Origin of the sequence: Nostoc sp. DedSLP03 (assembly GCF_034530815.1) — a bacterium.
In the GTDB taxonomy this organism is placed as follows: domain Bacteria; phylum Cyanobacteriota; class Cyanobacteriia; order Cyanobacteriales; family Nostocaceae; genus Nostoc.
This window is the reverse complement of the sequence record NZ_JAVRCK010000118.1, coordinates 1-21490: the sequence shown is the minus strand read 5'-3', so window position 1 is coordinate 21490 and position 21490 is coordinate 1. Positions and strand designations below refer to the sequence as shown.

At 41.6% G+C, this 21490-nt stretch carries 21 protein-coding genes; 13 read left to right on the top strand and 8 right to left on the bottom strand.

The window, feature by feature from the left end; translation table 11 throughout:
* Nucleotides 1-82 precede the first annotated feature (82 nt).
* Complete coding sequence (locus RM368_RS34270) at nt 83-742, bottom strand: cofactor assembly of complex C subunit B (RefSeq protein ID WP_322698184.1); 660 nt, start codon at nt 740-742, stop codon at nt 83-85.
* A gap of 146 nt (nt 743-888) precedes the next feature.
* Nucleotides 889-1617, bottom strand: a complete 729-nt coding sequence (rpaB, locus tag RM368_RS34265) for a response regulator transcription factor RpaB (RefSeq protein WP_292866575.1) — start codon at nt 1615-1617, stop codon at nt 889-891.
* A 171-nt stretch (nt 1618-1788) separates the two neighbouring features.
* Between rpaB and radA the strand changes: the two genes are divergently transcribed.
* The 3 genes from radA (at nt 1789) to RM368_RS34250 (ending at nt 4816) form a co-directional block, all read left to right on the top strand.
* A complete protein-coding gene (gene radA, locus RM368_RS34260) occupies nt 1789-3318 on the top strand; it encodes a DNA repair protein RadA (RefSeq protein WP_322698183.1) in 1530 nt (509 codons plus the stop codon).
* Nucleotides 3319-3498: 180 nt separating this feature from the next.
* Nucleotides 3499-4269 carry a Uma2 family endonuclease gene (locus RM368_RS34255; protein WP_322698182.1) on the top strand — a complete coding sequence of 257 codons (771 nt, stop codon included), beginning with the start codon at nt 3499-3501 and terminating at the stop codon, nt 4267-4269.
* A 226-nt stretch (nt 4270-4495) separates the two neighbouring features.
* Nucleotides 4496-4816: a hypothetical protein gene (locus RM368_RS34250; RefSeq protein ID WP_416212282.1), complete on the top strand. Its 321-nt coding sequence runs from the start codon at nt 4496-4498 to the stop codon at nt 4814-4816.
* A gap of 80 nt (nt 4817-4896) precedes the next feature.
* On the opposite strand, the gene RM368_RS34245 is transcribed toward RM368_RS34250, so the two are convergent.
* Nucleotides 4897-5181, bottom strand: coding sequence for a hypothetical protein (locus tag RM368_RS34245; RefSeq protein WP_322698181.1), 285 nt, complete (start codon nt 5179-5181; stop codon nt 4897-4899).
* A gap of 294 nt (nt 5182-5475) precedes the next feature.
* Here RM368_RS34245 and RM368_RS34240 point away from each other — a divergent pair, with 294 nt between their 5' ends.
* The gene (locus RM368_RS34240; RefSeq protein WP_322698180.1) at nt 5476-8019 is read left to right on the top strand and encodes a serine/threonine-protein kinase; all 2544 of its coding nucleotides are present in this window, start codon (nt 5476-5478) and stop codon (nt 8017-8019) included.
* Here the strand turns inward: RM368_RS34240 and RM368_RS34235 are convergent.
* Nucleotides 7970-8536: an IS630 family transposase gene (locus RM368_RS34235; protein WP_322698179.1), complete on the bottom strand. Its 567-nt coding sequence runs from the start codon at nt 8534-8536 to the stop codon at nt 7970-7972. The two genes, RM368_RS34240 and RM368_RS34235, sit on opposite strands and share 50 nt — an antisense overlap.
* Nucleotides 8521-9042 carry a helix-turn-helix domain-containing protein gene (locus RM368_RS34230; RefSeq protein ID WP_322698178.1) on the bottom strand — a complete coding sequence of 174 codons (522 nt, stop codon included), beginning with the start codon at nt 9040-9042 and terminating at the stop codon, nt 8521-8523. Before RM368_RS34230 ends, RM368_RS34235 begins: the two co-directional genes overlap by 16 nt.
* A gap of 217 nt (nt 9043-9259) precedes the next feature.
* On the opposite strand from RM368_RS34230, the gene RM368_RS34225 reads away from it, so the two are divergent.
* From RM368_RS34225 to RM368_RS34210, 4 genes are all read left to right on the top strand, one after another.
* Nucleotides 9260-9508: a UPF0175 family protein gene (locus RM368_RS34225; protein ID WP_322698177.1), complete on the top strand. Its 249-nt coding sequence runs from the start codon at nt 9260-9262 to the stop codon at nt 9506-9508.
* Nucleotides 9505-9642, top strand: coding sequence for a hypothetical protein (locus RM368_RS34220; protein WP_416212281.1), 138 nt, complete (start codon nt 9505-9507; stop codon nt 9640-9642). The genes RM368_RS34225 and RM368_RS34220 overlap by 4 nt, the downstream gene beginning before the upstream one ends.
* Before the next feature lie 140 nt (nt 9643-9782).
* Nucleotides 9783-10022, top strand: a complete 240-nt coding sequence (locus tag RM368_RS34215; RefSeq protein WP_190948550.1) for a hypothetical protein — start codon at nt 9783-9785, stop codon at nt 10020-10022.
* Between the two features lie 16 nt (nt 10023-10038).
* Entirely contained in the window at nt 10039-10464 is a 426-nt protein-coding gene (locus tag RM368_RS34210) for an HNH endonuclease signature motif containing protein (protein WP_322698176.1), read from the top strand.
* A gap of 344 nt (nt 10465-10808) precedes the next feature.
* Here RM368_RS34210 and RM368_RS34205 read toward each other — a convergent pair whose 3' ends face one another.
* Nucleotides 10809-11273, bottom strand: a complete 465-nt coding sequence (locus tag RM368_RS34205; RefSeq protein ID WP_322676020.1) for a hypothetical protein — start codon at nt 11271-11273, stop codon at nt 10809-10811.
* Nucleotides 11274-11737: 464 nt separating this feature from the next.
* On the opposite strand from RM368_RS34205, the gene RM368_RS34200 reads away from it, so the two are divergent.
* Both RM368_RS34200 and RM368_RS34195 read left to right on the top strand, forming a co-directional pair.
* Complete coding sequence (locus RM368_RS34200) at nt 11738-12547, top strand: Uma2 family endonuclease (protein ID WP_322698175.1); 810 nt, start codon at nt 11738-11740, stop codon at nt 12545-12547.
* A 579-nt stretch (nt 12548-13126) separates the two neighbouring features.
* A complete protein-coding gene (locus RM368_RS34195) occupies nt 13127-14377 on the top strand; it encodes a serine/threonine-protein kinase (RefSeq protein WP_322698185.1) in 1251 nt (416 codons plus the stop codon).
* Nucleotides 14378-14589: 212 nt separating this feature from the next.
* Here RM368_RS34195 and RM368_RS34190 read toward each other — a convergent pair whose 3' ends face one another.
* On the bottom strand, nt 14590-15510 hold the full coding sequence (locus tag RM368_RS34190) for a Tll0287-like domain-containing protein (protein WP_322698174.1): 921 nt from the start codon (nt 15508-15510) through the stop codon (nt 14590-14592).
* Between the two features lie 295 nt (nt 15511-15805).
* On the opposite strand from RM368_RS34190, the gene RM368_RS34185 reads away from it, so the two are divergent.
* Nucleotides 15806-17701: a serine/threonine-protein kinase gene (locus RM368_RS34185; protein WP_322698173.1), complete on the top strand. Its 1896-nt coding sequence runs from the start codon at nt 15806-15808 to the stop codon at nt 17699-17701.
* A gap of 105 nt (nt 17702-17806) precedes the next feature.
* Complete coding sequence (locus RM368_RS34180; RefSeq protein WP_322698172.1) at nt 17807-18700, top strand: SDH family Clp fold serine proteinase; 894 nt, start codon at nt 17807-17809, stop codon at nt 18698-18700.
* Nucleotides 18701-18731: 31 nt separating this feature from the next.
* Here RM368_RS34180 and RM368_RS34175 read toward each other — a convergent pair whose 3' ends face one another.
* Nucleotides 18732-19445 carry a peptidoglycan-binding protein gene (locus tag RM368_RS34175; protein WP_322698171.1) on the bottom strand — a complete coding sequence of 238 codons (714 nt, stop codon included), beginning with the start codon at nt 19443-19445 and terminating at the stop codon, nt 18732-18734.
* A 529-nt stretch (nt 19446-19974) separates the two neighbouring features.
* Here RM368_RS34175 and RM368_RS34170 point away from each other — a divergent pair.
* A complete protein-coding gene (locus RM368_RS34170; protein WP_322698170.1) occupies nt 19975-21423 on the top strand; it encodes a hypothetical protein in 1449 nt (482 codons plus the stop codon).
* Nucleotides 21424-21490 lie beyond the last annotated feature (67 nt).

Here is a 21490-nt window from a genome sequence, read left to right as displayed (position 1 = left end):
TATCACCCAGTCAGTTTAAAAGATGTTGGTAATGACAAGCCTTATAAAGGGGGGACTAAGGGGGGTAACAATGCAATTAAAATCACAGCCAATCACTTTTCAAACAACCTCTAAGAGTAACGGCTAATTTATCAGCAATTCCTGCAATCCAGTTTTCATCTTGTTTGGTGTAACTTCGAGGAGCATTTGCTCCCAAAATTAATGCACCTTGGTTGCCAATAGGTTGACAAATTACACCTTGAGTATTTTCTGGTAAATAATCAAATTCAAGCCTACCTGGATATATTTTTAGAGCAACTAAATAAATCGGTTTTTGTTTTTCGAGTACCTGTTTTAAGATTACTCCTGGCACAACCTCAGATTTAGTACCCAGAATGCCACGACGCAATAAAACTTTACCTTGATAAAAAACCACAAGCGATCGCGTTACTGTATTAGTCAACAATAAATGAGATGCCCAGGCTAGCTCTGTTTTTACAGCTTCGGGTAAATCTGGTGCGAGTACAAAACCTTCTTCTCCAATTAGTTCTACAGTATCAGGCGATCGCGGCTGAACTTGCTGCCAAATTAAACCCGTCAAAATTAACACCGCACTCAAAATCACGCCCACTACATCACCACGCGATTGAGACTGGGTTAATTCCGGTGTTAATAAACGGTTAATCAATAAAAGAACAGCGCCTAGCCCACCCACAACAATGGGTAGACGCCGCAAAACTCGATTAGGATCGGGTTTAGTCATTTGTCATTTGTCATTTGTCATTTGTCATTTGTCATTGGGAAAGAGGAGGCAGGAGGCAGGAGGGAGAAGTTCTTTAATTTTGAATTTTGAATTTTGAATTTTGAATTGATTTCTCCCCTGCTCCCCTGCTCCCCTGCTTCATCTCTTCACTCTTCCCCTGGTTCAATAATTCGCTGGAAAAGATAACCAGTACCCCGCGCGGTGAGAATCAATTCTGGGTTGCTAGGATCGTCTTCTAATTTTGCCCGCAAACGCGATATATGCACATCTACTACGCGGGTATCTACATGACGTTCTGGTGTATAACCCCAAACTTCTTGCAAAATTTCCGAACGAGAAAAAGCTTCTCCAGAGCGACTGACTAACAACTCTAACAAGCTGAACTCCATACCCGTTAATCGAATCCGCTCATCGCCTTTATAGACTTGTCGCTTATTCGTATCGATTTTAATATTTGCGACATGAATTACCCCAGAACTGGGAATTCCAGAAGCACCGTTTTTATCTACTCGCCGCAGCACCGAGCGAATCCGGGCTTCTAGCTCCTTGGGGGAAAATGGTTTAACTACATAGTCATCAGCACCCAATTCTAAGCCGGTGATGCGATCGGCGACATCACCCAAAGCTGTTAGCATAATAATGGGGACATCTGATTCTTTTCGTAATTCTTGACATACACCATAGCCGTCTAGCTTTGGCATCATTACATCTAAAACTACCAGGTCAGGCTCAGTTTTGCGAAAAGTATCCAAAGCTTCTTCCCCGTCGCCAGCGGTCACTACATCGTAGCCAATCATGGAAAGGCGTGTTTCCAAAATCCGGCGAATGCTGGCTTCGTCGTCTACCACCAAGATTTTTTCTTTATGGCTTTCCAAGTTTCTCTAGGCTCCTTGACTAAAAATTTACATGATTAATTTTTAATACCATAATATTAAGATATCATTCCATGAATTGATTTGGAAAAAGCTCTAAATACCACATATTATTAGTTTTTAGTTTTTTTCAAGAATTAAGTAAATATTAAGATTATTTAATAAGATTTAAGAATGGCAAAGCCAAAAACCTTTTTTGTTTGTAATGAATGTGGAGCAGAATCGCCCCAATGGTTTGGTAAGTGTCCAGCTTGCGGTACTTACAACTCTCTAGAAGAACAAATTTCCATTCAATCCTCAGTAGATGTACCCAGTCGAGGGGGAGTGAGTGGTTGGCAATCAACTCAAGGCAATGGCAAATCTCACGCTAAACCAGCTAAAGCGCGAGCCTCCTTAACATTTAACCAAATAACCGATCGCCAAATCGCTCGCTGGGAGTCTGGTTATGGAGAATTAGATCGAGTACTTGGCGGTGGCGTTGTCCCTGGCTCTATGGTGCTGATTGGTGGCGATCCAGGGATTGGTAAATCGACTTTATTGTTGCAAGTATCTAATCAATTAGCACAGAAATATCGCATCCTTTACGTAACTGGTGAAGAATCAGGACAGCAGGTAAAATTACGAGCTTCTCGGTTGGGAGTATCAAAACCCCTAAGTATGGTAAACGAGGATCAGGTAACAGTAGTAGTAGAAGATACTACGATTTCTATAGACCCTGACAGTATAGGTGCAGATTTATATGTACTGCCAGAAACAGATTTAGAAGAAATTTTACGGGAAATAGACTCTCTAAAACCAAATGTGGCGGTAATTGATAGTATCCAAACAGTGTTTTTTCCGGCGCTGACTTCTGCACCAGGTTCAGTAGCTCAGGTACGAGAATGTACCGCAGCACTGATGAAAGTGGCGAAGCACGAAGATATTACCATGCTGATTGTGGGACACGTCACCAAAGAAGGAGCGATCGCGGGGCCTAAAGTTTTAGAACATTTAGTCGATACAGTATTGTATTTTGAAGGCGATCGCTTTGCTTCCCATCGGTTATTACGAACAGTCAAAAACCGTTTCGGCGCAACTCACGAAATCGGCATCTTTGAAATGGTGACAGATGGATTGCGAGAAGTCTCCAACCCCTCAGAGCTATTTTTAGGCAACCGTGACGATCCCGCACCTGGTACTGCCATTGTGGTAGCTTGCGAAGGCACTCGCCCAATCGTTGTAGAATTGCAAGCTTTGGTGAGTCCCACCAGCTACCCCTCACCCCGTCGTGCTGGAACTGGCGTAGATTACAACCGCTTGGTGCAAATTCTTGCCGTCTTAGAAAAACGGGTGGGAATTCCCATGTCCAAATTGGATTCCTACGTTGCGTCTGCGGGTGGGTTGAATGTGGAAGAACCAGCAGTAGATTTAGGAATTGCGATCGCAATTGTCGCTAGTTTCCGCGATCGCATCGTCGATCCCGGTACAGTATTAATCGGTGAAGTTGGGTTAGGTGGACAAGTGCGATCGGTTTCCCAAATGGAACTGCGGTTGAAAGAAGCAGCTAAGTTGGGATTTAAAAGAGCGATCGTCCCTAAAGGACAAAAATTCCCCGATCTTGATATCGAGATTTTACCCGTTGCCAAAGTAATAGATGCGATTATCGCCGCCATCCCGCATCAAGAATTGACAGCCGACGATTTAGAACCCGATGAAGATGAGTAACTACTGGGTACTGGCGACTGGGGACTGGGGAAATGAGGGAGCAGAGGGAGCAGGGGGAGCAGGGGGAGCAGGGGGCAAGGGGCAGAGAAGAATAATAATAACTAATACCCTATGCCCAATGACAAATGACAAATGACAAATGACAAATGACAAACGCCCAATTCTAAAGGAAAACCCATTATGACAACCCTCACTCAAGACTACCAAATCACTTGGGAAAAACTACCCGATGATTACAAACTCCCCGACGATCCAGTGGATAACATCAACCAACCAGCCTTAGCTGCTGCACTTACAGAAAGTCTACAATTAGCCGGAAAAATTTCAGCTAACGCCCTAACAACAACTAATTACGGTATTTGTGCCACTCTAAACAACAAAATGGTCATTAAAGCTCCTGATTGGGCTTTCATTGCCAAAATTAATGTTAATCGAGAAGAAGTAATACGCAGTTACACACCTCAATTACAAGGTGACATTCCCGTAATTGTGATGGAATTTGTTTCCGATACACAAGAAACAGAATATTCTATCAAAGCGACATATCCCCCAGGAAAATGGTTTTTCTACGAGCGCATCTTAAAAGTGCCAAACTATATTATCTTTGAGCCAGATAGCGGCAGTTTTGAGATGTATCGCTTGCAGAACGCAGAACAATACATTTTGCAAGAGCCTGATGAAAATCAACGCTACTGGATAGCAGAAATCAATCTTTACCTTGGGGTGTGGCAAGGTACTCGTGAAAATCGCCCAGGAAATTGGTTACGGTGGTGGGATGAACAAGGAAACCTTTTACCTTGGGGTTCTGAGTTAGCCCAACAAGAACGCCAACGCGCCGAACAAGAACGCCAACGCGCCGAACAAGAACGACAACGCGCCGAACAAGAACAACAACGCGCCGAACGACTAGCAGCACAATTGCGAGTGGCAGGAATTGAACCAGAAGATTAGACTTCTTGTAAATAATTTAGGATTGCTAGGTTTAGTTAAAAATTTGCTAAATCTAGCATTTTTTTATAGCAATAAATTCTTAAATAACTCGAATTGTACCTAATTTATTGACATTAAAATTGCGGAATTATTGATAGAAATTTTTGAATTCATAGTTGACAAGTATAATTTTATACATTAGAATAAAGCCATGATAAAGGCGATCGCCCAATCCCGCAAAAGATGAATGCGATCGCCCTTATCGGCCCCCTATCAGGAGTTAACTATCATCATGGCACAACCAGAAGATTCCGCCCAGTCAAAGTTAGAACAGTTCTTAGGTGAATATTTAGATACACCTAGCGTCAAAAAATCTACCCAAAGCCCACTTCCCAAAAGAAAACCTATCAAGCATATATTGATAGGTTCTCTTGAAACCGTTACCAGTACCATTCATCATTTGCAGGTAATTGGCTACGCCAGCGTAGGAGATTGGAGTCCACTAGTACCAACTGGCAACCCAGATGAGGTAATGAGTATTTTAATCCGGCAAATTCTGATCCAATAACCCAAATGTAGAGACGTTGCATTGCAACGTCTCTAATTTTTCTGAATTCTGAATTCTGAATTCTGGATTCTGAATTCTGTTTAGTTCCTATCCATTCCTTCTTCGTGGTTCCCTGTTTCGTTAGATTTTTGTGCTTCATTAGCAATCATGCCATTGATGTAGCTAACAATTATCGCTAATTCTCCAATTGCTTCCAGTTCAGCCGCTTCTTCTGGTGTTTGAGAATCAGCAGTTTTTTGATCGACAAGTTCTTGCATTCGATCTGACATTTCATCTGTAATTTTAAACAGATAAAGTTTATTGACTTTTTGAAGTTGAATACCATTCTCTAGCCAGGATGAAGGTTTGATTACTAGTGGTGTCATAGGTTGATATGATTCAATACACTGCTTATTGTAAGTTCCATAAGAATCGCCTTAAGTTTATCTTTTCAAGTCAGCTAGTCGCTGCTATAGGACTCATATTTGATTTTTGAACAAAACTCAGTACACCTTTATACCTTCTTCCCAGTCCCCAGTCCCTAGTCCCCAATCTCCAGTCCCTTACCTCTACCAGTGATTCAGAAATCAAATCGGATTGCTATATGTCGAGATATTTGGTAAAAACTGATATTTATGATGTGCCAAAATAAAATATCAGTGAAACTACGGTTTTGACCAATGGCGTGGAATTCTGGGCAGCAGTTGTTTGGCGATCGCTACATCATCGAGAGAAAATTAGGCGAGGGTGGAGTTGGTATTACCTATCTCGCTAAAAATCGACGCGGCGAGTTGCGAGTCATCAAAACCCTCAGAGAACAAATCCTCAATCATCCTGACTGGATACCGCATCAAAGTAGACTCAAGCGAGACTTTAAAGACGAAGCATTACGCCTAGCATTATGTCGCCATGCCCACATTGTAGAAGTAGAAAACGTCTTTGATGACGATGACTTACCCTGCATGGCGATGGAATACATTGAGGGAGAAGATTTAGGTAAGCGGATAACTGAAAAAGGTGCATTACCAGAAGCAGAAGCACTGCAATACATTGAGCAAATTGGCGACGCTTTAACTGTAGTTCACGACAAAGGCTTGCTGCATCGGGATTTAAAGCCGAATAATATTATGATGCGTGCGGGTAAACCAGAGGCAGTGCTAATTGACTTTGGCCTTGCTAGACAATTTATTGTCGGTGCAGTTTTACAGCATACAGAGAGTGTTACTCCTGGTTATGCACCACCAGAACAGTATTTACCTGATGCCGAACGGGGAGAATATATTGATGTTTACGCCTTAGCAGCCACACTGTATGCTTTACTGACTGGACAATTGCCTATGCCAGTACCAGCTAGACTGCAAAATTTTACCCTAAAACCGCCTCAAGATTTGAATAGCAGGGTTAGCGATCGGGTGAATGCGGCAATTATGAAGGGGATGGCGTTAAATTACAGGTTTCGCCCCCAGTCGGTGGACGAGTGGTTGGATTTGTTGAGAATACGAAATAACTGGGAATGCGTCCACATCATCCCAGGTATTTCTGGAAAAATAGCCCTTAGCCCCAAGGGAGATATCTTAGCAAGTGTCACAGGTTCAGTTATTCACTTGTTTTCATCAACTACAGGTCAACTTCTCTGCACCCTAACTGGTCATTCCCGGTCGGTTGATTGCGTCGCCATCAGTAGTGATGGGCAAATGTTAGCTAGTGGTAGTTGGGACGAGACTATCAAACTGTGGAATCTGGCAACAGGCTCAGAAATTCGCACCCTCACTGGTCATTCCCGGTCGGTTTATTCCGTCGCCATCAGTAGTGATGGGCAAATGTTAGCTAGTGGTAGTGAAGACAACACTATCAAACTGTGGAATCTGACAACAGGCTCAGAAATTCGCACCCTAACTGGTCATTCCAACAGGGTTAATTCCGTCGCCATCAGTAGTGATGGGCAAATGTTAGCTAGTGGTAGTGAAGACAACACTATCAAACTGTGGAATCTAGCAACAGGCTCAGAAATTCGCACCCTAACTGGTCATTCCAGTGAAGTTAATTCCGTCGCCATCAGTAGTGATGGGCAAATGTTAGCTAGTGGGAGTGATGACAGCACTATCAAACTGTGGAATCTGACAACAGGCTCAGAAATTCGCACTCTGGATCATTCCAGCTTGGTTAAATCCGTCGCCATCAGTAGCGATGGGCAAATGTTAGCTAGTGGTAGTTGGGACGAGACTATCAAACTGTGGAATCTGGCAACAGGCTCAGAAATTCGCACTCTGGATCATTCCAGCTTGGTTAAATCCGTCGCCATCAGTAGCGATGGGCAAATGTTAGCTAGTGGTAGTTTGGACAATACTATCAAACTGTGGAATGTGCAAACAGGAAGAGAAATTCGCACCTCAACTGGTCATTCTGACTCGGTTGATTGCGTCGCCATCAGTAGCGATGGGCAAATGTTAGCTAGTGGTAGTTGGGACAAGACTATCAAACTGTGGAATGTGCAAACAGGAAGAGAAATTCGCACCCTAACTGGTCATTCCTCCGGGATTAATTGCGTCGCCATCAGTAGTGATGGGCAAACCTTGGCTAGTGGTAGTGAAGACAAGACTATCAAACTGTGGAATGTGCAAACAGGAAGAGAAATTCGCACCCTAACTGGTCATTCCTCCGGGATTAATTGCGTCGCCATCAGTAGTGATGGGCAAACCTTGGCTAGTGGTAGTGAAGACAAGACTATCAAACTGTGGAATGTGCAAACAGGAAGAGAAATTCGCACCCTAACTGGTCATTCCTCCGGGATTAATTGCGTCGCCATCAGTGGCAATAGGCAAATCTTGGCTAGTGTTAGTTGGGACAACACTATCAAACTGTGGAATCTGGAAACAGGAAGAGAAATTTGCAGCCTAACAGGTCATTCCTGCGGGATTAATTGCGTTGCCATCAGTAGCGATGGGCAAACCTTGGCTAGTAGTAGTAAAGACTACACTATCAAACTGTGGAATCCGCAAACAGGAAGAGAAATTGGCACCTCAACTGGTCATTCTTTCTGGGTTAATTGCGTCGCCATCAGTAGCGATGGGCAAACCTTGGCTAGTGGTAGTAGCGACAAGAGTATCAAACTGTGGGAAGTCGCAACAGGAAAAGAAATTCGCACCCTCAGTCATTTTGACTCATACCAATTCTCTATGAAGATGCATAAAATAAAGCTTCATGGAATAGAGCTTCAAGGATGAAATCATAACTTGTAAAAGAAGAGATTAACTCGCAAGACATTTGAGCTAACTCATTTTGAACCCGTTGGCGTAGTTCCTGTAAATTTAAAAAATTCTTGCCCTTGAACTGACGCTTGATAAACTGCCATAATCGCTCAATCGGGTTGAGTTGAGGACTATGAGATGGTTGAAAGATCGGGAGCAGATTTTCAGGCCAAGACAACCCCAACGCTTGGTGTGCAGAAGCTTGATCCATTTGTATTAGCGCTATATCATCACCCAGTTCTTGGGATAGGGCATTAAGGAATTTCTGAAAATTCTCACTGTTTAGATGAGAATATTCCTGACAAAAATGCCATCCTCTCAATGGTTCCACTACTCCATACAGCCAGAATGCAACTCTAGGCCACTGCACACTGACTATTGGTTTGGTGCCACGCGCTGTAATCACTCGCCCAGTTTCGGTTTTCAACCCTAGCCTAGTCTCATCTTGGCACAGATAACGCAGTCGTTTTCCTTGACCTAACAGGTTTTGCAAGGCGACAAAGGCGTGGGGAATGTTTTTTTAAAAAGGTTTACAGCCTGTTCATCCTGTTGTTTACCCTGAGGTCGAGGTATTTTCAGTTTCGCTTGAAGTTGATAACGTACCAGACGATAGACTGTCTTATATTTGATTTCTACATTCCATTCCTGCTTGAGCCACTCTACAATTTGCTGATAGCTGCCGAACCCCTCAGGACATTTAAGTTTCTCCTCTAGTCGCGATCGCATTTCTGTTGTTATCTTAGGAGTGGCTCCAGGTGCTGTTTTCACCTCTAATAATTTTTCTAGTCCTCCTTGCCGATACTTTTGTAACCATCGTGTTACCGTTGAGCTATCTCTACCCAGTCTCTGACTCAATTGTTGATGCTGTGTCACTTCTCCTGTTTTGATCCACCACAGAACAAGTAATCGTTCTTTTTCTGCAGATGTCCGCACTTTGCTAAGACTTTTGGACAAATACTCAGCACTCTCCGATATTTCTAGATTGAAAGGGCGTGCCATTGTTTGCTTCTAGTTTTGAGTCTTTCCCTCTCCTCATATTCTACAATTCTATGCAGCCTCACATAGAATTGGTATCAGTTCAATCTGTTGCCTTTACCCTCGATACAAATTGTCTTGCTGCTGGAGATTGGAGCGGAAATATCAAAATATGGCGACGCAGCTAGTTGTAGAATAACAGCGTCACAATAATATTAGAACTAGCGCACAATCAATATATATGAGCTTCATTATATCCGATGAAACCTTAAATGCCTGTGGGATGACCGCAGCCGAATTCAAGCAGGAAATTGCATTGCTATTGTTTGAGTCTGGTAAATTGCCTTTAGGACACGCCAGCAAGTTAGCAGAAATGGATAAAGTACAGTTTCAACAACTGCTCAAAGAGCGCAAAATTCCTCTTTACTCTTATGACATAGAAGATTTTGAACTCGATTTAAAAAACTTGCGGGAGTTAGGCAGGTTGTGATTGTAATTAGTGATACCTCGCCAATCACCAGTCTAGCTGCAATAGGTCAATTAGACTTACTTAGGCAACTGTATAATACAATCCTGATTCCGGAAGCTGTTTATCAAGAATTAACAGGTGATGATGATGGTTAAGCTTTACTCTAATGAGAATTTTCCAATGGATATAGTCAGAGAACTGCGCCAGTTAGGCTACGATGTCCTAACTTCCTACGAAGCAAGCTATTAAACCACTAAAATAAAACCACATATCTGTAAATTATATCGCTCTAACTATGACAACCGTAATTGCTAGACCTTCATCCTTGATTGGCAGTATCAGAATAGAAAAGCTGGATAAATTTAACCTATTCAAATTTAATGATGAACTGCAAGCACGGATGGAAGAACTTTTAGAACGCAAAAAAGCTGATTTACTAACTCCAGAAGAAGTTATCGAACTTGAAGAAATTGGAGAACTAGATAGAATTTTCACCCATATTAATGCAATGCTGGTAGCTCAAAAAGATGATTGATGATGCTACTAAAGAAATGGTCCGCAAACGCGCCAATTATTTGTGCAAGTATTGCCATTCTCCAAAACGCATTTCCACCACAAGATTTACAGTAGACCATTTGATACCAAAATCTATTGGTGGTGGTGATGAAATTAATAATTTAGCCTTGGCTTGTCGTCGTTGTAACGAACACCGCTACAACTTTGTCGCGGGATATGACTCAGAGACTCAAGCAGTAGTACCCCTCTTTAATCCTCGTCAACAAATTTGGTCAGAGCATTTTCTCTGGTCAGCAGATGGTGGGACAATTATCGGAATTACACCCACTGGTAGAGCAACCTGCAACCGACTTGATATGAATGATGAACGCTATCCAGAAGATGACTCTATTCGGAGTGCGCGGGGTTTTTGGTTTCAAGCTGGGTTGCATCCTCCTAGTGACGATCGCCGACTTACTTAGTCGCTATAATTCTCTTTAACTGAAGCGTATTGCCCTTAAACCTACTACTGTTTAGTTCTAAACGCAAAAATTTTAACTTTAAACGAAAAGATTCTCACTTCAAACCAAAATGTTCTCGTTTTAAACCAGAACGTTCTCACTTCAAACCGAAAATTTCTCGTTTCAACCCAAAACATTCTCACTTCAAACAGAAATGCTCTCGTTTCCAACGAAAACATTCTCACTTCAAACTAAAATATTAATGCTCTGAACTCGGAGTGTCTCACTTTAAACAAAAACACCCAAGCTCAGAGCAAAAAGTTTTATGTTTTTATCTAGAAGCGTCGAGTTAATTTCTCGACTTATCAACTTTGTGGTTGTACTTTTTTAGCTTTCCGGGCAAATCTCCGCCCTAAATCATCAACCATTGACTCTAAACCTGCGCCTTTACCACTAACTTTGGCATAGTTATATACCATCAAACCCGCCGCATAAGCTTCGCTACCAACAGCCACAGATGTATCATCCACCAGTCCTTGCAGTTGCGTCAACGACAGCAAAATAGGATACAGGGCTTCAAATAATTCGATATCTTGGCGCATTTCATTCAAGTCAAAAGAACGCGGTAAAAAGTCAGGGTTTTGTGTGCCGATTTCCAACGCCTTACTCACAAACGCCCGACTCTTATCTCCCAGCTTAGGTAAAGCTTTGCGCTCCTCGGTTGTCAAATCAATCAAGAACGGTAACTTTTCGCGGATAGTAGTAATAGCTTGCATCACGGCTTCCCTGTCTGCGGAGGAAAGTTTTGCACTTACTTTATTATCTGCCATTTTTCATACACCTTTAATGGGACTAAATTTCAGTATTCCCCAAGTTATTTAGGCAGTAATAGTTATTTATAAGCAATTAAGAAAAAATTTTTATACCTTTCAATCAGTGATATCTCGCTAATCAATACTACTCGGTTAAGCATTTTCAACTCAGAATTTGGTTTGGGGAAAAGGTTAAAGGGTAAGGGTTAAAGGTTTTTTATTTCCCTTTTCCCCTTTTCCTTTCCCCCTTAACCGACAAGTATTGTCTCGCTAATTACCAACCTTGAGCAAATTTCACGATTAGAGTCCAGTGGCATTTGACCCAAGGAAGCCGAACATTTAGAGATAATAGTAGCAGAGGTAATCTCAAAATTAGGCTTTAGCAAACCGGTGCGCCAACACTTCGCAGCTAGTTGTGGAATAACATTACTACTTCATGTCTTTAATTTTGAATTTTGAATTTTGAATTTTGAATTGTTAATATGACTTCTTCTCCCCATTACATCCCTCAATCTGACCCGCCGCTTCCTCCTTGGGAAACCCTACCAACGATGTATGATTTACCAAGTGATAACCCAGAGGAACCAGGCTTGCCAGACGATTTTCATTTTTTACAACCCTTACTTTTATACTTAACTTTTCAGCCGATTAACTGGAATTCAGAACTAGTTTACAGTGCGGCTGACCTTAATCTCTACTATGATTTACAGCATCCTTTATGGTATAAGCGCCCAGATTGGTTTGGTGTAGTAGGCGTAGAAAAGTTATACAAAGGGCAAGATTTACGGTTAAGTTATGTCACTTGGCAAGAACCAGCAAATCCCTTCGTGGTTGTTGAGTTATTATCTCCAGGTACGGAAGACGAAGATTTAGGCAGAAAGGAAAGTGCAGCAGATAAACCTCCTAGCAAGTGGGAAGTTTATGAGCGAATTTTACGGATTCCTTACTATGTTGTATTTAGTCGCTACACTAATGAACTACAGGCTTTTCACTTAGTTGGTGGTCATTATGAACCGATGAACTTGACTAATGGATACTTATTAATGCCAGAGATAGATTTAAGTTTAGGCTTATGGCAAGGTTCATTTCGAGATATTGAAAAATTGTGGTTAAGGTGGTTCACTTTGGCGGGAGAATTAATTCCCGCACCCACAGAGGAAGCTGCTGCTGCAACTGAACGAGCTATAATTGCCGAACAAGAAGCTGCTCAAGCCAAACGAAAAGTAGAACAATTAGCAGAACGTTTGCGTCAGTTGGGCGTGAATCCTGATGAACTAGATGAATTATTGTAGCTTCACGAGTCTTTTCTGATACGCAGTATAATTTTTTGCTTTGAGAAATTACCTCCGCTAAAAACTTTGATAGCCGATGCCGAAGCAGCTATCTGATAATGATATTAGCTCTCAGAAAGATTAATTTTTGAGAGCGATCGCATATTTAGCACTTGAAATACATATAATATTTCTTTCAGCAAGTCTATAGCAACCTCATTTTTTATGAAAAACCGTGATGTCACGCTATATCCTTACTGTTCCTCAACTCAGTTTCAATTGGGTAACTATGGGGAAAATAAGGTTCAGCAGCAAATCTCAAAGGCGAACCCCTGAACATTTGCAGATATTACCGCAGACACTGATTATGTTGCAGCGGCTAAAATACTTAAGTATTAGTATTACGATCGAATTACTCACATTAAAATTGTCTATTTGGTAACACCAGACCATCAGAAAATTGTAGAAAAGTGTATTTCCTTGGCTTGATAGTGGTGCTAACCTCAATTTAAAGGATGTTATCAGCCCTTATCTGCTAGAGTTTCTGACTTTCAGCAAATTAGATTTATCAATAACAAAATCGCTAGGAGTGCGATGATGATGTCACAGTCCCCTATGACAAGACCAGAAATAGCTGCTGGAACTCTAATCGATAACCGCTATATTATCCAAAAACTTCTAGGACAGGGAGGATTGGGACGAACTTATTTAGCATTTGACACTCGTCGGTTTAATGAAGCCTGTGTTCTCAAAGAATTTGCACCCATTGGCACAGGCGAAAGTGGACTGGAACAATATCGTAACTTATTTAAAAGAGAAGCTAAAATTCTTCATCAATTGCAACATCCTCAAATTCCCAAGTTTTTGGCTTGCTTTGAAGGAGATGGTCGGCTATTCCTAGTACAAGAGTATGTTGACGGTAAAACATATTCAAGACTGCTAGGAGAACTGCAACGTCAAGGAAGAAATTTTTCTGAAGACGAAGTTATCCAGTGGCTAAAGAATCTGCTGCCTGTTTTGGAATATGTTCACCAGCACAACATTATCCATCGAGATATTTCTCCAGACAACATCATGTTACCCGATGGCAAGGATCTGCCAGTGCTGATTGATTTCGGGGTAGGCAAGCAAATTGCTGATATTAACGAAGGAAGAAGTTCCAACCACCAGGTAACGTTTGTTGGCAAAATGTCTCTTGTCGGCAAAGTTGGATATGCTCCCCGCGAACAGATTAGTTTGGGTTTATGTTCACCCTCCAGTGACCTTTATGCTTTGGGTGTAACTGCTATTGTATTACTCACAGCTAGAGATCCATCTTTACTAATGGATCAATACTCACTTGAATGGAACTGGCGTGATTATACTTATGTTACAGATGGGTTTGCTCAAGTGCTTGATTGTATGTTGGAAGATAGACCTAACAAGCGATACCAAACAGCCAGCGAAGTTCTGAGAGATTTAGAACGTATTGGAGAACCAGAAATAGCAATATCTTCTGCATTCATGGTTGATGATTTGCCAGCCACAGTATTTAACCCTGAATTTCAGGCTATGTCAGCCATATCGCAGTCATATAACCAACCTGAAGAAACAATTTTTAATTCACCTACTAGTCCACAAAATGGACGACGCACTGAACAACAACAACAACAATCCTCACTCCAACCAGCATTTATCAAACATTGTCAGCAAGAATTAGCCTACCACATCGGCCCAATGGCAAATCTGATTATAGAAGAAATACTAGCTCACAATCCTTATATTTCCGCTGACCAATTCATTGAACTTGTAACTAAGGAGATTCCTAACTTTCAAGCAGCTTTTGAATTCAAAAAAAGCTTATTCTCATAGAGATTTAGACATCATGAAATTGAGGAATAATTTTAATCCCTTAACTAATTATGTAAGTTGAAGTCAAGAGATTTCATAAAAGTAACAAGGTTTTTTAGCAAAGCTACACGCAACGTCTTCTACAGAAGTCATTGCATTAGCGTAGCAGTCTCTAGTCCACTTCCCCCTGCGGGGAAGTAAGCTAAATGTAGCCTCTCGTAGAGAGAGCGTTATTAGAAATTATTGTAATCGCCTGTACCTCCTTGAGTACGTTTGATTCTTTTCATCGCCATTTCTAAACTTAACTGCATCCGTTTAAAGGCTCTAGCTAAATTACCGATTTCATCATTAGACATCTGCTCAAATTCAACTTCCATATGTCCCGTACTAACTTCTTCGGCTATGCGAGTCATGCGTTTGAGAGGAATTACAACTTGTCGATTCAAGAACAAGTTGACTAATAGAATAGTCGCTATAAATATAGCTGATACAATCAAGATAATTAGTAAAGAAGACTGATTTGCTTTATTAATGACATTCTTGGCCGGTACTGATATAATCTGAGCGCCAACAATTTCATTAAATTTCCACCCAAATCCATTAGCAGCACCATAAAGACTAATCATACTTTGAGGTGCAGCTTCAGGTACGCTATGACAGGCCAGACAGCTTTGTTCAGACACTGCTAAGGGACGAGCAATATAAAAGATATCCCCACCAGGAATTGAGCGAAATCCACTAACTTCTTTAAGGTCTGATTTATTTCTGAACTGTTCTACAATTTCCGTCTCAAAACCGTCAGCCTTATCCCGAAGATTTGTGGGATTGAGAGTTGCTTCTTTATAAAAGAAATCACGGTAGTCTGTTGTTTTCCGTAAAATTTCAAACACTTCTCGTGCTGAGTATCCAGGAACGGTTTGCGGCAAAAATTCAGTAGCCAATTTATCAACTAGCTCTGGATTCACTTGAGTACTGGTGTATTTACGAACAGAACTCATTGTTTGAATGAGCATGAGACCAGTGGAGCTAATATCTTGTTTAGCATTCTCCCTCAGTAGAGAAGAAAGAGTAAATCCACTCAAGCTCAGACCACATGTCAAAATTACCAGTAGCAGAATTGTAAATTTTTGTTTCAAATTTAGATTTTTAAGCATAATTTTAGATTACCTACAAGTCAAATTATTATGAACAAATATGTCTAAAGTTACTGTTTACTCTAGCATGAGCAATCAACTTTCATGTTTTCGTATAAGGGCATAGTTTAAGCAAAACTATGAAGGTATATTCAAACTTTATACTATTAGTAATTATTGAGGTTAATCAAAATGTTATCTAAGTAATTAAGTTCCAAAAAGCTACAACAGCAATTCAAATGGAATTCCTAAAAATTCGTGTTGGCTGTTCTGATACCGTGCCAAAATAAATACCAGCAATTGTCAAATATTACTAATGGTGTGGAATGCAGGAAAGTCTTTATTCGGGGGACGCTACATTATTGAAAGCCAACTAGGTGAAGGCGGAATTGGCATTACTTATCTTGCCAGAAATCAACGAAATCAACAGCGAGTGATTAAAACCCTCAAAGAAGAAATCCTGAATCACCCCGCCTGGATACTCCACCGAAACAAGTTACGGCAAGACTTTCGTGATGAAGCAGTTCGGCTGGCAGTGTGCCACCATCCTCATATAGTACAGATAGAAACCATCTTTGATGAAGGGAATTTGCCCTGCATGGTGATGGATTACATCGAAGGGGAAGACTTAGCACAGCGCTTGAGGCGAACAGGGGTGCTATCAGAGGCAGAAGCACTACTTTACATCCGGCAAATTGGCGATGCTTTGACTCTAATCCATTCTAAAGGACTGTTGCATCGGGATCTCAAACCACGCAACATCATGATCCGCATTGATAAATTAGAAGCAGTGCTGATAGACTTTGGCATCGCTAGAGAATTTATTCCTAATACAATCCAAAGGCATACCGTGTATCGTACTCCTGGTTTTGCCCCACCTGAACAATATGAATCAGAAGCGCCGCGAGGAGAATATATTGATATTTACGCCCTAGCCGCTACTTTGTATAACTTGCTTACCGCAGTTGTACCAACTAGTGCAGATGATAGACGACACAATATCAATTTAGAACCACCACAATATTTTAATCCCAACATCAGCAACAGGGTAAATCAAGCTATTATGTGCGGCATGGATCTGGAGTCAACGTATCGTCCCCAGTCTGTGCAGGAGTGGTTAGATTTATTGGGCCCTGAGACAGGGGGATATGTAACAAAAACATCATCTACCGTAGTGCTAACCCCTAAGCTGCAACCACCTGTACCGATTGTATTAGATCGACAGAACTGGAAATGCGTACAGACCCTCAAAGGTCATTCTAGTATGGTTCATGCGATCGCCATTAGCCCAGACGGACAATTTATTGCTAGTGGCAGTAATGACAAAACCATCAAACTTTGGCAAGTGAGTACTGGCAAGCTAGTGCGTCAACTGGGTCGTTGGCCTTCTAGTCATTCCAGTATGGTTCATTCGGTCGCCTTTAGCCCAATCCCAATCTCTTCAAACCTTTCTTATCAAGGCGAGTCAGGTAAATCTGCGGGACTTGCAGACCTAAATCGGGGAATCTTAGCTAGCGGCAGTTGGGATAATACAATCAAATTGTGGGATGTCAACACGGGTAAAGAAATTCGTACTCTCACTGGTCATGCTAATTGGGTAAATTCCGTTACTTTTAGTCCAGATGGCAAGTTTTTGGCTAGTGGCGGCGCTGACTGCACAATCAAACTGTGGCAGGTAAACACAGGCCTAGAAATCCAAACTTTCACAGGTCATTCCGACTCAGTTTCGTCAGTCGCTTACTCTCCGAGAACGTTTACAACCAATAGCCAGGATAGACAACTGGTGGCTAGTGGCAGTAATGATTACACCATTAAATTGTGGCAAGTATACACAGGCAGGAACATTTACACATTCACAGGCCATTCTTTCTTTGTCAACTGTATCGCCTTCAGCAAAAATGGGGAAATTATCGCCAGTGGCAGTGGTGACAACACGATTAAACTCTGGCATATAAATACAGGCAGAGAAATTCGTACTCTCACAGGTCATTCTGATTCAGTTTGGTCAGTCGCCTTTAGCCAGGATGGACAATTTCTCGCTAGTGGCAGTTGGGACAACACTATCAAACTGTGGCACATACATAGTGGCAGAGAAATCAGCACACTTACAGGGCATTCCAACTATGTTAGATGTGTCGCCTTCAGTCCCGATGGTCAAACCTTAGTTAGCGGTAGTGATGACGACACGATTAAAATTTGGCGAAGGGGGTAGTAAATAATTCGTAATTTTTCTATAAATCTACAGATAGAACTGCGATCGCCCCAAATTTGTAACAATAATGACGGCAACCGTTATTTTTGAACAAAAATAAATTATATGGGCTTTGGTATTGGTGATTTATTCTGGATCTTTCTCCTTCTGACTTCTTTGCAACCCATTTGGCAAAAACGTCAAATAGAATATCGGCGCTTGCGTGCTTTACAACAATTCCAGCAGGAACGCAAAAGTCGGGTGATTTTACTGATTCACCGTCAAGAGTCCATTAGCTTTTTGGGAATTCCCCTATCTCGCTACATTACTATCGAAGACTCAGAACAAATATTGCGAGCAATTCGCCTCACACCCCCAGAAGTGCCGATTGACTTAATTTTGCACACTCCTGGTGGTTTAGTTTTGGCTACGGAACAAATCGCCAGAGCGTTAATTCGCCACCAAGCAAAAGTCACAGTCTTTGTACCTCACTATGCTATGAGTGGCGGTACAATGCTTGCCCTCGCCTCTGATGAAATCATTATGGATGCTAACGCTGTCTTGGGCCCAGTTGATCCCCAACTGGGTAATTATCCCGCAGCCAGTATCCTGAAAGTGGTTGAAGATAAACCCATCAGTGAGATTGATGACCAAACCCTAATTATGGCCGACCTATCACGCAAAGCAATACAGCAGGTACAGCGGTTTGTACGAACTTTGCTAAAAGACAGTATACCTAAACAAAAAGTTCTGCCAGAAAATATCGAACCGATTATCGAAGCCTTGACAACTGGGCGCGTCACCCATGACTATCCCATCACTATTGAAGAAGCAACAGAAATGGGGCTGCCCGTAACCGTCGGACTGCCCCATTCTATTTACGATCTCATGGATCTGTACCCACAGCCACAAGGAGGACGACCGAGCGTGCAGTACATTCCTATGCCTTACAATGACCGCCGTCCAATTCTACCTACACCAAAGGGCAGACCCTTAGAAGAACCAAATCAGATTACTTAAGGGGCTTTGGGGTAGGAGTTTTTTCTGGCGACTAGGGTGTAGCTGTTGGTGTAGCTGTTGGTGTAGCTGTTGGTGTAGCTGTTGGCGTAGCTGTTGGCGTAGCTGTTGGCGTAGCTGTCGGTGTCGCTGTTGGCGTAGCTGTCGGTGTCGCTGTTGGCGTAGCTGTCGGTGTCGCTGTTGGCGTAGCTGTCGGTGTTGCTCTTGGTGTTGCTCTCGGTGTCCCTGTCGGTTTAGTTGTCGGTTTAGTTGTTGGTTTAGTTGTCGGCTGGCTGAAGAGTGTCTTTGCTTCTTCATTCAGCTTTTGGCGGAGTGCTAAATTAGCAATTCCAGTTTCTTGCAACTGATATTTCTTCTGATACTCCTTCACCACTTCTTCCGTGCGGGAACCATAAAAATGATCGCGCGGTAGGGGAGGATTTGGCTTCACCACTGCATTTAAATTTATGTGCAAAATTTGAACGATGTTAGCAGCAAAATTTTGGGTTTTTGGCCCTGCGATGCCATCAACTGGTTTTAGCTTATAACCAGTCTGAAATTCTCGAATTGCTTTTTTAGTTTCCTCATCTGTCAAAGCGGTGTTTGTTACTTTGACGTTATAGCCTAATCCCCGCAATACTTCACGGAATTGCTGGGGCGTATAACTTTTTTGAGGGGCTGCAAAACCTGTGTCTGCAATTACCAAACTAGCAGTCATCAGGCAAGTAACAGCAAAGGTTGCGCTTGATTTTCCAAACCCACACCACATACTTAAAAACTCCTTTGGGTCAAATCAGCAGGATCATAAACGTTAACAGCTGCATTTTAAGTTTGTTTAATAACTTTTTTCACGATTATTTAATGAATTTTGAACAAATTGTGATTTTTTTTTGTTAAATTTAGCTAGATATTTAAACAATAATTTCTGTCATCCATCAAAAGAAGTATCTTGTATTAGCAAAGATATAGCGGTTATCATTTGAAGCGAATATACCCACCCTTTTAATCCAAAACTGCGTTAGAAAATCACATCTGTGCATTGAGCGTCAACTGAAGATCAAAGGCAGTCTCTTTACCTGTGGCTGTGCTGCAATAAAAAGTATTTTCAGCTTAGGGTTGAAAAAGAGGTTTTAAAGGAGTTTTTGTTTGGGGCTGAAGTTGACACCCATAACAGATGTGTACTTCTACTGGGGCCTACTCGACTGGAAATTGCTGTAATTGGTTAGAAAGAGCAAAAAATTAATAAATGAAAAAGTTTATGTTTTAAACTACTCAATAAGTATCATATATTACAAAAAATGAGAAATATAAAATCTTCTAAGCAGCGTAATCTTTGGTTTGAAAGATTTATGGCAATTGCTGCGACAGTAAATTTAGGTTTGGTATTGTTTGATTTAAGTTACGTACCTTGGCGAGATATCTACTTGCGAAAACTTCCGCAAATTACTAAGATTTATGACCCAATCAAAGGTATTGAAAGTCATCGAGATACAAAAAGTTATCTAGAAACAGTAGACGCGTTAGAAGAACAAGTTAGGCAAACAGGGTTACAGTCGCCTCAAGTAAATAGCAGGTTAATACAAATAAGTGGTCTTAGTAGCGAGATGATTGACAGTAACCCGTTTGCGGGAGCGAATAAGAGCGGGACGCTGGAGAAAATCAAACAAAGGATGCGATCGCACATCGGTAGAGAATCTGCAAAACAGTCTTTTGCCACTTTTTGGAGTCAGCCATATTTATCACAAAATGGCTGGCTTGAAGAAATTAATTTTTTTAACAAAAGCATTCGCCCTTTGATCGCCAGTAACTACTACCGCCAAATCGGAGAAAATGGTGATTTTATCGATCAATTCTGGATTATTGACTTACCCTTTGTGATTTTATTTGGCGTAGAATTGCTGGGGCGCACCTTCTTGCTCAGACGCCAACATCCCGGTTTTAGCTGGTTAGAAGCACTATTGTGGCGTTGGTACGATTTATTTTTACTACTGCCATTTTGGCGAGGGTTGCGAATCATACCTGTATTAATTCGCCTCGATCGAGCGCAGTTATTGAATCTGCATCCAGTGCGAAAGCAATTTAATCAGGGAATTGTTGCCAATTTTGCCGAAGAACTCACAGAAATTGTTGTGGTGAGGGTGATTAATCAGGTTCAGGGTTCAATTCAGCGGGGTGAGTTAACAAGCTGGCTTTCGCAACAAGAAAATTTACGTCCCTACATAGATATTAATAATGTGAATGAAGTGGAAGCGATCGCAGGTCTTTTGGTAAAAACAATTGTCTACCAAGTGCTACCTGATATCCAACCTGCGATCGTTGCCATTCTACGTCACAACATCGAAACCGTCTTCCATCAAGTCCCCATCTACCGCAACCTCCAGAATTTCCCTGGCATGGGACAGGCCCAAACCCAGTTAAGCGAACAACTAGCGACTCAAATCACAACTAATCTTTACAAAACTTTAGTTAGCGCTGTTGAAGACCCTGTAGGAGCAAAACTCACCAGTCAGCTAGTAGAAAGCTTCACCAAGGTATTGGGATCTCAAATCAAGGAAAAACATGTACTCTCAGAAATTCAGAGTTTACTTTTTGATTTCTTAGAGGAAATCAAACTCAACTACGTCCAGCGTTTATCCCAAGAAGACATAGACCAAATTATCGAGCAAACCCGGCAGCTACGAACACAAGTATCAGTTCCCGTAGTAGTGGATAAAGGCGCTACTCTCCCAAAAATACGGGAAGGGTAGGGAGAGCAGAGGGGCAGGGGAGAAATCAATTCAAAATTCAAAATTCAAAATTCAAAATTCAAAATTC